The sequence below is a fragment of the Paenibacillus polymyxa genome, from assembly GCF_001719045.1.
Lineage (GTDB): Bacteria > Bacillota > Bacilli > Paenibacillales > Paenibacillaceae > Paenibacillus > Paenibacillus polymyxa_B.
The window spans coordinates 439,691-453,971 of record NZ_CP015423.1 but is presented as its reverse complement, the minus strand read 5'-3'; the positions used below and the strand labels follow the sequence as shown (position 1 = coordinate 453,971).

The following is a 14,281-nucleotide window of genomic DNA, read 5'->3' as shown; positions in this document are numbered from 1 at the left end:
GATGAGTACGCTGACGGTACAGCTTGGGGAACGTTCTTATCCTATTCATATCGGACGAGGGCTTTTACATCGAGCCGGAGAGTTGTTGAAGGAACGAGGAATTGCGCAAAAAAGCCCGTTGTTGATTGTTTCTGACGAAAATGTAGCGGGATTCTACTTGGCAACATTGGAGAGCAATCTTCAGGCATCTGGCTACAAGACAGTGTCCTTTGTCGTTAAGCCAGGTGAAACCTCCAAGTCGCTTGCTGTATTTGAGCAGGTCATAACAGCAGCCACTGAGGGCGGCTTGGATCGCAATTCAGCCGTTATTGCACTTGGTGGTGGTGTGGTGGGCGATTTGGCTGGATTTGTGGCGGCTTCTTATATGAGAGGTGTCAAGTTTGTACAGATCCCCACTACGATCCTTGCCCATGACAGTAGCGTGGGCGGTAAGGTTGGCATCAATCATCCTTTGGCGAAAAATATGATAGGAGCCTTCCATCAACCGGAACTTGTGTTGTATGACGTAGATACGTTGTCAACACTACCTCCTCGTGAGGTATCTGCGGGGCTTGCTGAAATGATCAAGCATGGCTTGATCTGGGATGCTGATTTCGCCCAGTGGTGCCGTGACCATGCGACTGATTTACTTGCGCTGGATGCGACAGCTCTGGAGTACGGTCTGGAAAAGGGATGTTCCGTAAAAGCCGAAGTGGTGTCGCGCGATGAACGAGAAAATGATTTGCGCGCTATTCTAAACCTAGGTCATACGATTGGTCATGCGATTGAAGCCATTGCGGGATACGGTGAGTTTTTACACGGGGAAGCCATTTCTATTGGTATGGTCGGCTCCGCACTTTTGGGCGTGAAGCTGGGGGCAGATCCTTCTTTGGTAGATGAAACGAAGGAGATGTTGTCTTCGCTACGGCTACCGACCTCCCTTCCGTCACATCTCGATACAGATCGACTGCTGGACGCGATGATGCATGACAAAAAGTTCAAAGAAGGCAGCATTACTTTTGTCGTCCCACGTAGCATCGGGCACGTGGAGGTTGTGAAGGATATTTCCGTCTCTTACATCCGACAAGTTATTGAACAGTTAAAAGAGGGGGCGTAACGATGTACAATCGGGGAATTCGTGGCGCGACGACCGTAGTGAATAATGAAGAAAACGAAATTTTGGAAGCAACATGCCAACTATTGGAGGAAATTGTATCCTACAATGAAATTCAGCCGGAGGATATTAGTAACGTATGGATTACGGTGACCCATGACCTGGATACTGCCTTTCCAGCCAAGGCCATTCGTCAGCTTGATGGCTGGGATATGGTTCCGCTCATGTGTGCATTAGAAATTCCTGTGGCAGGCAGTTTACCCAAGTGCATCCGTTTGATGGTACAGGTGAACACCGATAAATCCCAGCGGGAAATTAAACATGTATATTTGAACGGAGCACAGGCGTTAAGACCGGATCTGGCTTCCCAAGGGAAATAAGTGCCCGTTTTTAAAGTTGATGGTTGCCAAAGTAACATTCCATGAGATATAGTGTGTGTAGCAGAGTTAAGTAGAGTAGAGTTAGCCAGAGACAGAGTTGAGATGAGAAGAGTGCAGCCTTAGCCAATTCCATATGAGATTACAGAGACCGGCGGTAGCAGGTAAGCTTTTGTCTATGAAGAGATATTCTTCTACAGAGAAGCTTATTTGAAGCAACCTGCGTGTTTATACAAAAGGGATGAGTGTATACTTATCTATTTGCTGTAGTCATTTACATATGGAGCATTCTTATAATTTCAATAACTGACAGCCTCTACCTTACCGGTAGAGGCTTTTTTATATTCTCTCCTATGGTTCTGCGCCAATTTGGAAAGGAAGTGATCTCATGTTAACGCCGCATGTGGAGCAAGTGATAACGATGGCGAATGAATTTAACCTGATTCCTGTGTACAAAAAAGTGCTGGCTGATATGGAGACGCCGATTCGGATTTTCCGTCGGTATGCCGAGCGGGACCGTGCCTTTCTGCTAGAGAGTGTAGAGGGAGGCGAACAGTGGGCGCGACATTCATTCATCGGTACAGATCCGTTTCTAATGGTCTCGGGTAAAAAAGGACGTTTGATATTGGAACAACACGGTAAACGGCAAATATTAAACGACAAGCCGATTGAAGCGCTCAAAGCATTGCTTCGTAAATACCGTAGTCCGAAACTGAAAGAAATGCCTCCATTTACAGGCGGGGCTATCGGATTTTTTGGATATGACCTGCTTCAATATTATGAAAAGCTACCAGAGCATTTGGTAGATGATTTGAATATGGATGATATTCGTTTTATGTTCTGCGATCAAGTCATTGTTTTTGATCATGTGAAGCAGCAAATTTTGCTGGTCGGCAATGTTCATGTAGGCGAAGGGTTCCGCGATGAGGACATTCGTGCTGCTTATGCTGACGTGGAACGCAAGTTGGAGGAAACGGCACAGTATTTGCGCAAGCAGTCTCTGCCTGAGCGATTAGGATCAGCCTCCATTCCTGATGATGTGGAACTGGGTGAGATCCAATCCAATGTGACGAAGGAACAGTTTATATCAAATGTAGAGCAGGCGAAGGAGTATATCCGCTCCGGTGATATTTTTCAGGTTGTACTATCCCAGCGTTTTCACATTGATACAGAGGCTTCACCTTTACAGGTATACCGCGTGCTGCGCACGATGAACCCGTCGCCATATATGTATTATTTGAAAATGGATGACGAGATCATCGTAGGCACTTCGCCTGAGGCACTCGTCAAGGTGGAAAACGGCCGGGTAGAAACCCGTCCTATTGCAGGAACGAGACCGCGTGGGGTAACGGAGACAGAAGATGTGGCACTTGCTGAAGAACTGTTAAACGATGAAAAAGAACGTGCAGAACATCTGATGCTGGTCGATTTGGGAAGAAATGATTTGGGCCGTGTATCACAGTTTGGCACAGTCAAATGCGATACGTTCATGGAGATTGAACGCTATTCCCATGTCATGCACATTGTATCCAATGTGTCAGGTGAGCTACGGGAGGACAAAGATTTCTTCGATGCTTTCCTGTCTTGTCTGCCAGCCGGCACCGTATCGGGGGCTCCGAAGCTACGAGCCATGGAGATTATTGCTGAGTTGGAGCGGGAAGCACGCGGACCCTATGCAGGGGCGATTGGATATTTAGGCTTCTCAGGCAATATGGACGCTTGCATTACGATTCGCACGATTGTGTTTAAAAAGAACCGGGCCTATGTCCAGGCAGGCGCTGGAATTGTGTGGGACTCGGTTCCGGAAAGCGAGTATCAGGAGACGGTGAACAAAGCGAAGGCATTGCTGAAGGCAATCCGTACGGCAGAAGTGATGTTCCCGGCAACGACACAGCCCTATAACAGCGTCATCAACCAGGATTATTTGTACACTCCGTAACACACAAAAATCTGATTTTGAGGAGGAGACGACAATGGAACGACATGACATGATGCAAGTGGGGTTAAGCCGGATCATTGAGGGACAGCACCTTTCGCGTACGGAGGCCCGTAGCGTAATGGAACAGATTATGAGTGGAAGTGCTACACAGGCGCAAATTGGCGGGCTGCTGACGGCTCTTCGCCTCAAAGGGGAAACGGTAGATGAAATCACTGGTTTTGCCGAGGCTATGCGTAGCTACGCTAGTCCAGTGCAAGCTGAAGAAGGCAGCGGTCGTCTGCTGGACACATGTGGAACCGGAGGTTCGGGGATTCACAAGTTTAATATTTCCACGATATCCGCGATCATCGCAGCTTCGGTGTCTGTACGGGTAGCAAAGCATGGCAATCGTTCTGCAAGTGGCCGTGCCGGGAGCGCTGATGTCCTGGAGGCATTGGGAGTCAACATTCATTTGACGAGTGATCAGGCTAGGTCATGTCTGGACCGAATCGGCATCTGCTTTTTATTCGCACAGCTGTATCATCCGTCTATGAAGCATGCCGCCGCGCCGCGCCGCGAGCTGGGTGTGCGGACGGTATTCAATATGCTAGGTCCTTTGACGAATCCGGCTGGTGCGGATCGGCAGCTTTTGGGCATTTATGACGCCAACAAAACGGAAGTCATTGCCGAGGTATTGAACCAGCTCGGCTCCAAACGGGCCATGGTTGTCAGTAGTCTGGATGGGCTAGATGAAATTAGTATTTCAGCTGCGACACGAGTATCCGAACTGAAGGACGGCAAGGTTCACACGTTCGAGCTTCATCCGTCGGATCTGGGCTTGCAGACGCATTCTCTTGATCAAGTGCTGGGCGGCGACGCACAGGTTAACGCAGATATCATACGACGAATTTTAAACGGAGAGCATGGGGCTTATCGGGATGTTGTGTTAGCGAATGCAGGAGCGTGCATTTATGTATCAGGTGCAGCGACTACCTTGACGGACGGAGTAGCACGAGCGGCAGAAGCCATTGACTCAGGACTGGCAATTTCCAAGCTGGATCAATTAATACAGGCAACGGGGGAATATCAATATGTATCTTGACAAAATTGTGGTGACGAAGCGACAAGAAGTGGAGCAGCTTAAGGAGCATTTTCAAATAAGTAAAGCTGAACGATTAATTGCTGATTTACCTGCGACGAGAGGATTCGAAAATGCGATCGCGAGCAGACGCAATCGTCCGCTCGGACTGATTGCTGAGGTGAAGAAGGCTTCCCCATCCAAAGGGTTGATTCGACCGGATTTCCATCCGGTGGACATTGCACGTGCATATGAGGGAGCAGGAGCGGATTGCATTTCTGTACTGACAGATGTGACGTATTTTCAGGGGAGCCCTGAATATTTACAGCAAATTCGCGATCAGGTGAAGATTCCGCTGCTGCGAAAGGATTTTATCATTGATGAACGGCAAATATATGAAGCTCGTCTGCTGGGAGCGGATGCGGTGCTATTGATTGCCGCTATCCTGGAACCCCGTGTATTAGGGTCTTTTTTACAGATTGCCAAGGACCTCGGGCTGGACGCGTTGGTAGAGGTGCATGACAGTGAGGAGCTTAAAGCAGTGCTGGAGCTGGGGACAGCAACCTTAATTGGCGTAAATAACCGAAATCTGCGGACATTCGAGACTCGTCTCCAGACGACAGAGGAGCTGATCTCACTAATTCCTAAAGGGGTTACGTTCATCAGTGAGAGCGGAATTGCGGGACCGGAAGATGTTAATTATCTGCATTCGGTAGGTGCACACGGTATCTTGGTGGGGGAGCATCTGATGCGCAAGGAAGATGTAGGACAGGCTGTAGCCGAATTGATGGACGGGGTTAAAGCATGAACAAAACGGGCGTAAAAATTTGTGGACTTCAAAGCGTTGAAGTGCTAAAATCTATGGTAAACTTACCGGTCGATTATATAGGTTTTGTGTTTGCTGACAGTAAGCGCCGGATTGACGGCGTACAGGCTGGAAAGCTGCTTCGCGTATTAGATGAATGGACCTCAGGCAGCAGACCGCGCAGCGTGGGTGTATTTGTGAACCCTGGTGATGCACTGTTAAATGATGTGATGGAGAAAGCACCCTTGGATGTCATACAGCTGCATGGACAGGAGAGTCCGCGGCGCTGTCGGGAAATTAGGGAGCATTTTGGTATACAGGTATTCAAGGCATGGTCTGTGGACAGTCAAGGACAAACAGAACGCTCGGCGGACGAATTGGATGCCTATGTCGGGACAATTGACGCTTTATTGCTGGATACATACGATCCCCTGTATGGCGGCGGCTCCGGAAAAACGTTTGCGTGGGATCGAATTCCTGCCTATCAGGCTTGGACCCATCAACATGGAATTCCTTTGTTTGTAGCCGGCGGGTTGACTGCCGATAATGCGGAAAAGCTGGTTCATGAGTATCATCCCCATGGGCTGGATGTATCCAGCGGTGTAGAGACGAACGGAGTCAAGGACATTGCAAAAATCACAGCATTCGTAGAAAGGGTGAAGCAGGCATGACACAATTACCTGATAACAACGGACGTTTTGGAACATTTGGAGGACGTTTTGTACCGGAAACGTTGATGAACGCACTGATTGAATTGGAGGAATCCTACCGTAAGTACGCGGATGATCCCGAGTTTAAAGCAGAGTTGAACGGGCTCCTTAAGGACTATTCTGGTCGGGAAACGCCGCTTTATTATGCGGAGCGTCTGAGTCAGCATTTGGGCGGAGCTAAAATTTACTTGAAGCGCGAAGATTTAAATCATACCGGTGCCCACAAAATCAATAATGCATTAGCTCAGGGATTGCTGGCGAAGCGTATGGGGAAACAGAAGGTCATTGCTGAAACAGGCGCAGGACAGCATGGTGTCGCGACAGCGACTGTGGCTGCGTTGCTCGGATTGGAATGCAAGGTGTTTATGGGCGAAGAGGATACTGTGCGCCAGCAGCTGAACGTCTTTCGGATGCAGCTTTTGGGTGCAGAGGTCATTCCGGTGACATCAGGTACACGTACACTTAAGGATGCCGGGAATGAAGCTTTGCGTTACTGGGTCAGCCATGTCCATGATACGTTCTATATTTTGGGTTCAGCTGTCGGCCCGCACCCGTATCCGATGATGGTGCGGGACTTCCAACGTGTGATTGGTGATGAAACACGTCGCCAGATCCTAGAGAAGGAAGGCAGACTTCCGGATGTCATCGTGGCAGCGATCGGTGGCGGAAGCAATGCCATCGGCATGTTTTATCCTTTTATTGAGGATCAGGGTGTCGCATTGATTGGCGTGGAGGCCGCTGGAAAAGGTGTCGAAACGGAATTCCATGCAGCTACGATGACCAAGGGAACACAAGGGGTCTTCCAAGGCTCTATGAGTTATCTGCTTCAGGATGAGTATGGACAAGTGCAACCTGCGCATTCCATCTCGGCTGGATTAGATTATCCAGGTGTTGGACCGGAGCATTCATACCTGAAAGATATTGAGCGGGCCAAATATGTTCCGATCACGGATCAGGAAGCGCTGGATGCACTTCAGCTCCTCTGCCGTACCGAAGGAATACTTCCTGCATTAGAGTCGGCACATGCAGTTGCGCAGGTCGTCAAGCTGGCACCTACGTTGACGGCAGATGATATTATCGTTATTTGTTTGTCTGGACGCGGGGATAAAGATGTGGACTCCATTATCAAGTATTTGGGAGGAAATCCGTCATGAATTTAATTGATCAGGCGTTTGGTCGCCTTAAAAATGAAGGCAAAACGGCATTAATTCCTTTTCTGACGGTAGGCGACCCGGATGTGGATACTACAATAGAGATCATTCGGCTGTTAGAGTCGGCCGGAGCTGACATATTGGAACTGGGTGTACCCTATTCCGACCCGCTGGCTGACGGTCCTGTAATTCAGCGCGCGTCTGAGCGTGCACTGAAACGGCAAATTTCCATTCGCACGTGCATGGAGACAGCTTCTCTGGCCAGAGCGGCAGGTTCAAGTCTGCCTTTTATTCTGTTCACGTATTATAACCCTGTATTACAGATGGGTATGGATGCTTTCTTTGCAGGCTTGCAGGAGCACGGTATCAGCGGTCTGATTATTCCGGACCTTCCGCTTGAGGAAGCGGAGGAGCTGGGAGGACGGGCCGCAGAGGTGGGTGTGCATCTGATTCCTCTGGTGGCTCCAACTTCTGAACAGCGGATCGAACGAATTGTCCGTCAGGCCCGTGGATTTGTATACTGTGTATCTTCGCTGGGTGTAACTGGGGAAAGAGCTTCCTTTTTTGAAGGTATAGAGGACTTTATCGCGCAGGTCAAACGGCATACAGATATTCCGGTAGCGGTTGGCTTCGGGATCTCTACTCAAGAGCAGGTAGCCCGGTTTTCAAACATTTGCGATGGAGTTGTGGTCGGCAGTGCAATTGTACGTCAGGTGGAGGAGGCCATTCCATTGCTGAATGATTCTGCGCGCAGGCAAGAAGGTCTTTTGCAAATTCATAATTTTGTGGCACAATTAAAGCAGTAACTGTCAAAATAGAAAGTAATAAATATGTTCTGATTGGATAGAGGAGGTAGGGGCATGCAACCTAAACCGCATATTGTACATTTGCCAGTATATCAGCCCGGTAAACCGATTGAAGACGTAAAACGTGAGCTGGGACTCGATGAAGTCATCAAGCTCGCTTCGAATGAGAATCCGTATGGTAGCTCTCCCAAAGTGTTGCAGGCCATTCAGCAGGAGTTTGCTAACATTAGTGTGTATCCTGACGGAAGTGCGGTAGCTTTGACACAGGCACTAGCTAAACGGACGGGTTTAAAAGAGGAACAGTTTATCTATGGCTGCGGATCTGACGAAATAATTGCGTTGATTACGCGTGCTTTCCTCCTTCCCGGGGAAGAAAGCATTATGGCCGATCAGACATTTTCCGTATACAAAAGTAATGTGGAAATTGAGGGAGCGGTTGCAGTTGAGGTGCCTTTGCGTGACGGTGTACATGATTTGGATGCTATGCTGTCTCACATCAATGACCGTACAAAAATTATTTGGATCTGTAATCCAAATAACCCGACGGGCACGATTGTACCTGAAGCAGAGCTAATTGCGTTTTTGGACCAAGTACCAAAGCACATCATGGTTGTTCTGGATGAAGCCTACGCCGAGTTTGTGACGGATCGTTCGTATCCCGACGGCATTCGTTTGTTGCCAGCGTACGAAAACCTGGTTGTACTACGCACCTTCTCCAAAATCTATGGGCTTGCTTCGCTGCGCATTGGTTATGGTATGGGAGCCGAGTCAATCATTCGCTTGATAAATCAGGTTCGTGAACCGTTTAATACATCACGGGTAGCGCAGGCTGCGGCCATTGCTGCCTTGGAAGATCAGGAATTTGTTCAAGAATGCCGGGATCGTAATGCAGAGGGCAGAGCTTATTTGCAAAATGAGCTCAAGCGTCTGGGGCTGGAGTCTTTCCCGGCACATGGTAATTTTATTATGCTGGATGTACGTCGTCCATCCGGTGAGGTATTCCAGGAGTTGCTTCGTAAAGGTGTGATTATTCGCGCAGGTCATCATAAATATCCGACATATATTAGGGTGTCGGTTGGATCACAGCCGCAAAATGAGTTGTTTATTCGTGTGCTGGAACAGGTCCTGGGGGCGGAAGCGGCGAAAGTACGCCTATAATTTCCGCAGATGGGATTTGATAATTGATGAAGATTGCCATTTTCGGCGTGGGACTGATTGGTGGGTCCCTCGCACTTTGTTTTAAAGGGAAGCCGGATATTACTGTTGTCGGCCATGCCCATCTCCCTGAACTGATGGAACCGATGTTAAGCCGTGGTGTCGTGGACACCGCGACTCTTTCGGTTGAAGAAGCGGCAGAGGATGCCGATTTTATTTTTTTATGCGTACCTGTGGGCTTATTGGAACATTATCTCGAACTGTTAAGCAAGCTACCGCTTAAAACGGGTTGTATTATTACTGATGTAGGCAGCACGAAATCGGCAATTGCCAAAAAAGCATCAGAAATTTCTTTGCGCAACGCTTACTTTATCGGTGGTCATCCGATGGCCGGTTCGGAGCGTTCCGGTGTAAAGGCTGCTTCCGCATTGTTATTTGAAAACGCATATTATGTGCTTTCCCCGGCAGAGGGTGTGCCTGAGGAAGCATACAGTTCACTGGAACGTTTATTAAAATATACTAGTGCTCATGTTGTGCGTGTCCAACCTGATATGCATGATGATATTGTCGGTGCGATTAGCCATCTTCCGCACATTATTGCAGCGGCGCTGGTGAATCAGGTGCGAAAGCACAATGATGAAAATCCGTTGTACCGTACATTGGCTGCGGGCGGGTTCCGTGATATTACACGGATAGCCTCTAGTGATCCGGTTGTGTGGCGGGACATCTTACTGAGCAATCGTGAAGTTTTACTAGGCCTGTTGGAAGAATGGAACGGACAGATTGAGCGTTTTACCCATTTACTGAGAATACAAGACGGTGAGGGAATCGCTGACGAGTTTTTGACAGCTGGGCACTTCCGCAGTGAACTGCCAGAGCGTCGCAAAGGAGTCATCGTCTCCACGTTTGATCTGTATATTGATGTACCGGATACCCCAGGGATTATCGGGCGAATTGCTATGGAACTGGGGAATCACAGCATTAATCTGAGCAATATGCAAATCATTGAAAGCCGGGAGGATGTCCCAGGCATCATGCGGCTTTCCTTCCGTCAAGAGCAGGATTGGGAGCGTGCCAAGACTCTGCTGGATTCGATGGGGTATAAAGTGGTGGTGTGAAGGGTGGAGAAAGTATGAGTGTTCGTTAAGGAGGTACACCGCTCCGCGATCCATTTGATCTTACGATCGCTGTTGCAGGGGGATTCTCTGGACTTTTTAAATTATCTAAAGGTAAGAATCCCCCCTGCAAAGGCGAACGCTACGCTTCTCTAGATTCAAATGGATCGCTGCGCTACGGATCGCCTTAAAAGTACTATGCTTTCTGGGAGTGAAATAATAGGAAAAGTTTTAAAGCGGGTGAAGAAACTTTCGCCCGCTTTTTTGTTATTTGAAGAACAAATGAGACAATCCTTCTCACTAATTATTATTAAAGAAAACAAAAAAAGACCACCCGGGTAAAGCCCCGGGTGGTAGCTACTTTTAGTGAAGTAGCTGAGTAGGATAGGAGTGGAGAGAAACCATACTGTACTTTTATTATATGTATACGTTTTCATTTTGTCAATAATTTTTTTGAAGCGTTTTCTTTTTGTGTTTTTTTCCTTATTGATGTATTTGAATAGAACATTTTCAATGGGGTTGTCATTTAATCTTGAAAAAATTTAAAATCCCCTGAAAAGCTGTATAAATGAATCAGGTGCCAGCGTTAGGGAGGCATTGATAGAAATCGTGGGGATTTTGGACTTTTTTACTGACGGACATTTTGTGGTACAATGGGTAAGTCCATTTTGGATGTTGAATATTGTTGGGGATAGCACCGTTAATGTTGGCACTACATAGGGTAAGAAAATAACAAATGTTCCATGATGCTGTTTCATCCATTTGCGCAGAGGGCGCAACTTTTTTTGACCTGTTCGGTATATATAGACAGAATCGAACGGGAAAACAGCACATGTATGGGCGAGGAGGGTCTCACTCGGATGATGACAGATTCCCAGATGATTCAGGAAATCAAACAAGGTAATGTTGAGGTTTATTCAGAATTAATGAGGCGGCACCAACGTAAAATTTTAGCTTTTGTTTATCATATGCTGAAAAGTTCGAACCTGGAAATGATTGCTGAGGACTTGTGCTCAGAAACGTTTTATAAAGCGTATCGGAGCCTACACTCTTTTCGCGAGGTAGACGCATCGTTTTCCACTTGGTTATATACGATTGCACGCAATACGGTGCTAAGTGAGCTTCGCAAGCACCGTAGCGGTCAGGTTCCATTGGAGGAGAGCGGTTATGTACCGGTAGCTCCATCGGATGTCATTCCGGAGCAGGCCGTCCTTCGCGGTGAGAAGGTAGAGATGGTTCGTGAAGCGATCAATAGATTGCCTGAGAAGCAGCGATCTGCGCTGATTTTGCGTGAATATGAGCAATTGGATTATCAGGAGATTGCGACTATTTTAGGACAGACGGTCAGTGCGGTGAAGTCATTGCTTTTCCGGGCAAGATCCAGTGTGAAGACGCAGTTGGAGCCTTATTTTTTTGAGCCTCTCTATGAGGAAAACGAAGGGATGAGCAGCCAATGAAATCCAGGGACACTGAGGATTTGTTCGCTACAGGCAAAAATGTATCGAAACAAGACTCGGAGCGCAGACGGGCCAAAAGCTCGTCTGCTGGGTGGGAGCATGGTTCGGAAGAAAAAGAGTGGAATTTGTCAAAAGAAAATCGGTCCGATATTCGTGATATTTCCTTTGAAATAACAGATGAAAAGCTAGAGGCAATGAATCGCAGAGTCATGGATCGAATTTATGAAGAATCACCGTGGCTTGTTCCGGGCGAGCATCGACGTGCGCGTGTGAACCCAGCAGCCCGTAAGTATATGTCTGTATGGATCGCCGGCTTCTTGGCCGTATTTTTATGTAGCTTCTTGTTTTTGAACTGGAACGGAAGCTCCTCTCAGGAAAATCCCCCTCAAGCAGCTCCTGTCATGGACACAGGTATTTTACCGACAGGCCTGTTGAAAACTACAAGTACATCTCCACAATATCAATACCACATTAAAGATGTGAATAGTGGCATTATGGACCCGCTGGTTGCTAGCATTGTTCCTACTTATCCGCAATACTGGATGTTGTTGTCTGTATTGGCACTTGCGCTTGCTTTATTTTCTCTGGGCTGGATCCATCGGGCGAGAAGGGTCAGAAATTAGCAGGACAGCTGGGCTCCAATATGAATTCATAACAATGCCTGAATAACAAAACAGCGGAGGAAACGACACGATGCTTATTGGCTTGATCAGACATGGATTGACGGATTGGAATGCGGTAGGGAAAATCCAGGGTCACAGTGATATTCCCTTGAATGAGGAAGGGCGTCGGCAGGCACGCTTGCTGGCAGAACGATTAAAGGAAGAACCTTATCATTGGGACGGGCTTATTACAAGTAGTCTCTCCAGAGCGAAAGAGACTGGGGAGATTATTGCTTCTGCTCTGCATCTCCCGTTGTTAGAGCCTGATGATCGGCTAAGAGAACGTGCTTATGGTCAGGTCGAGGGCATGACCCAGGCCGAGCGTGAAGAGAAGTGGGGAGTCGACTGGCATCTGCTGGATCTAGGGCAGGAAAGCGATGCGGATCTTCAGCTTCGCGGGCTAGCTTTTATGGAAGCCATTTGGACGGAAAATCGGGACAAGAATCTGCTGGTCGTTTCCCACGGCGGTTTTTTGGCTAATTTGTATAAGGCTCTGTATCAGGAAAAATTCACGGAACGAATCGGCAATTTGTCACTTAGTGTACTCCAGCGTGAGGATATGGATTGGGCACCACTTTTGTATAATTGCACGAAGCATTTGCAAGAGAAAAGTGACTGTAACTCAAAAAGTTAGTAAAAGACCAAGGCTTCTACTTATCGTAGGAGTCGTGGTCTTTTTGTTTTTTAATTATACCTTTGCAAAAAAAGAGGTTTAGAGTCTGAACAATCCGTCAAAGCTGTGGGTACAACAGGTAAGAATCAATTCCGGATGACAGTCCAGTGACGAGGCGATGGAACAATGAATCTGGCGGATATGCTGACATTTGCGGATATTGTGCATTTGAACAGAATCGCGGTGTATTACGATTGTGACTGTAAACCTAATTCCAAACATGAGTTGATCCAGGGGATTTTGACGAAGCTCGGCAGCAGTAGTTTTTTTGAGACGCAGGTCAAGGAGCTGAGGTTGTCAGAGGTAAGGTTTTTGAACGCGTTGCTGTTCGATGACCGACCGTATTTCAGCATGGAGGAATTGATTGCAATAGCCAAACAGTCTGTTGAGGAGGACGAGAATCCTGGTGAGCGGCCAAGGGATATTGTGACCCGTCTGCGTTCTAGTGGCTGGTTGTTCAACGGTTCGACGCACAATACGAGGTATTTGTTCCAAATTCCGTTGGATATGAAGGAGCGCTTTCGACGTGTTATGGTATATGACTTCCAAAACGGAATGACCCGGGTAAGCGAACCGTCGTCGTACCGGGATGAAGGGCATCTGCTGGCAGAGGATTTACGGCTTTTCCTTCAATACATGGGGCAGCATGAGGTTCCGCTAAATCCCGAGGGAGCTTGGTATCGTCGCAATCAGCAGCAGCTGATGGAACATTTGCACATTGCGGAGCCGCTTTTGGGTAAGGGAGGATGGCGTTTCGGGTATGGCTCCTCTTTTAAGTTTTATCCAGACCGAATGGCACTACTATATGATTATGCCCGTCACTCCAAGTACATTGAGGAGAAAGGGGACCAAGTTGTGCTGACGGCAAAGGGAGAAGCGCATCAGGAGCATACAATTGAGGAAGAAATGATACAGCTATTCAGGTTTTGGTTAAGATTGTATAAAGGAGCCGTTCCTAATTTGCTGTCTCTAGTCTACTGGATTGGAGAATGTGCCAGGCCCTGGACGTCCTCAGAGTCGCTTTTTGTACATATTGGCCCACTGATTCGACCGTTTTACTATGATACGCCCCGTTCGGTCTTTGATCAGAGGATTATACGAATGATGCTTCACTTGGGTATGCTTCGTCAGGGTGAACATTCGACGGGACCATCTGTACAGATGACGGCCTGGGGGCTGAAGTTGGCGGGAGAGTGCCGCATTGGTCGGAACGACTCGGGTATACGGCTCCATTGACAAGCAGCACACATGTTGATAGAATTTCACCCAAAATGAGAGGGT

General features: G+C 47.8%; 14 protein-coding genes. All 14 read left to right on the top strand.

Annotated features, from left to right (window positions below):
* The first annotated feature begins 1 nt into the window (after position 1).
* On the top strand, positions 2 to 1,096 hold the full coding sequence (gene aroB / locus AOU00_RS02145) for a 3-dehydroquinate synthase (RefSeq protein ID WP_061829210.1): 1,095 nt from the start codon (positions 2 to 4) through the stop codon (positions 1,094 to 1,096).
* 2 nt (positions 1,097 to 1,098) lie between these two features.
* Positions 1,099 to 1,473, top strand: coding sequence for a chorismate mutase (gene aroH / locus AOU00_RS02140; RefSeq protein WP_013310718.1), 375 nt, complete (start codon positions 1,099 to 1,101; stop codon positions 1,471 to 1,473).
* A gap of 385 nt (positions 1,474 to 1,858) precedes the next feature.
* Positions 1,859 to 3,409 (top strand): anthranilate synthase component I, encoded by a 1,551-nt coding sequence (gene trpE / locus AOU00_RS02135; protein ID WP_061829209.1) that lies wholly within the window; start codon positions 1,859 to 1,861, stop codon positions 3,407 to 3,409.
* A 34-nt stretch (positions 3,410 to 3,443) separates the two neighbouring features.
* Positions 3,444 to 4,490: an anthranilate phosphoribosyltransferase gene (gene trpD / locus AOU00_RS02130; RefSeq protein WP_069289828.1), complete on the top strand. Its 1,047-nt coding sequence runs from the start codon at positions 3,444 to 3,446 to the stop codon at positions 4,488 to 4,490.
* Complete coding sequence (gene trpC / locus AOU00_RS02125; protein WP_069289827.1) at positions 4,480 to 5,274, top strand: indole-3-glycerol phosphate synthase TrpC; 795 nt, start codon at positions 4,480 to 4,482, stop codon at positions 5,272 to 5,274. Before trpD ends, trpC begins: the two co-directional genes overlap by 11 nt.
* A complete protein-coding gene (locus AOU00_RS02120; protein WP_069289826.1) occupies positions 5,271 to 5,942 on the top strand; it encodes a phosphoribosylanthranilate isomerase in 672 nt (223 codons plus the stop codon). Before trpC ends, AOU00_RS02120 begins: the two co-directional genes overlap by 4 nt.
* Positions 5,939 to 7,135: a tryptophan synthase subunit beta gene (gene trpB / locus AOU00_RS02115; protein WP_069289825.1), complete on the top strand. Its 1,197-nt coding sequence runs from the start codon at positions 5,939 to 5,941 to the stop codon at positions 7,133 to 7,135. Before AOU00_RS02120 ends, trpB begins: the two co-directional genes overlap by 4 nt.
* A complete protein-coding gene (trpA, locus tag AOU00_RS02110; protein WP_069289824.1) occupies positions 7,132 to 7,938 on the top strand; it encodes a tryptophan synthase subunit alpha in 807 nt (268 codons plus the stop codon). The genes trpB and trpA overlap by 4 nt, the downstream gene beginning before the upstream one ends.
* A 54-nt stretch (positions 7,939 to 7,992) precedes the next feature.
* Positions 7,993 to 9,096, top strand: coding sequence for a histidinol-phosphate transaminase (gene hisC / locus AOU00_RS02105; RefSeq protein ID WP_069289823.1), 1,104 nt, complete (start codon positions 7,993 to 7,995; stop codon positions 9,094 to 9,096).
* Positions 9,097 to 9,122: 26 nt separating this feature from the next.
* The gene (locus AOU00_RS02100) at positions 9,123 to 10,211 is read left to right on the top strand and encodes a prephenate dehydrogenase (RefSeq protein ID WP_069289822.1); all 1,089 of its coding nucleotides are present in this window, start codon (positions 9,123 to 9,125) and stop codon (positions 10,209 to 10,211) included.
* An 857-nt stretch (positions 10,212 to 11,068) separates the two neighbouring features.
* Complete coding sequence (locus AOU00_RS02095) at positions 11,069 to 11,665, top strand: RNA polymerase sigma factor (RefSeq protein ID WP_172828252.1); 597 nt, start codon at positions 11,069 to 11,071, stop codon at positions 11,663 to 11,665.
* Positions 11,662 to 12,288: a hypothetical protein gene (locus AOU00_RS02090; protein WP_061829202.1), complete on the top strand. Its 627-nt coding sequence runs from the start codon at positions 11,662 to 11,664 to the stop codon at positions 12,286 to 12,288. Before AOU00_RS02095 ends, AOU00_RS02090 begins: the two co-directional genes overlap by 4 nt.
* Positions 12,289 to 12,358: 70 nt before the next feature.
* The gene (locus tag AOU00_RS02085) at positions 12,359 to 12,961 is read left to right on the top strand and encodes a histidine phosphatase family protein (RefSeq protein ID WP_068941607.1); all 603 of its coding nucleotides are present in this window, start codon (positions 12,359 to 12,361) and stop codon (positions 12,959 to 12,961) included.
* 165 nt (positions 12,962 to 13,126) lie between these two features.
* The gene (locus tag AOU00_RS02080) at positions 13,127 to 14,236 is read left to right on the top strand and encodes a hypothetical protein (protein ID WP_069289821.1); all 1,110 of its coding nucleotides are present in this window, start codon (positions 13,127 to 13,129) and stop codon (positions 14,234 to 14,236) included.
* Positions 14,237 to 14,281: the final 45 nt, after the last annotated feature.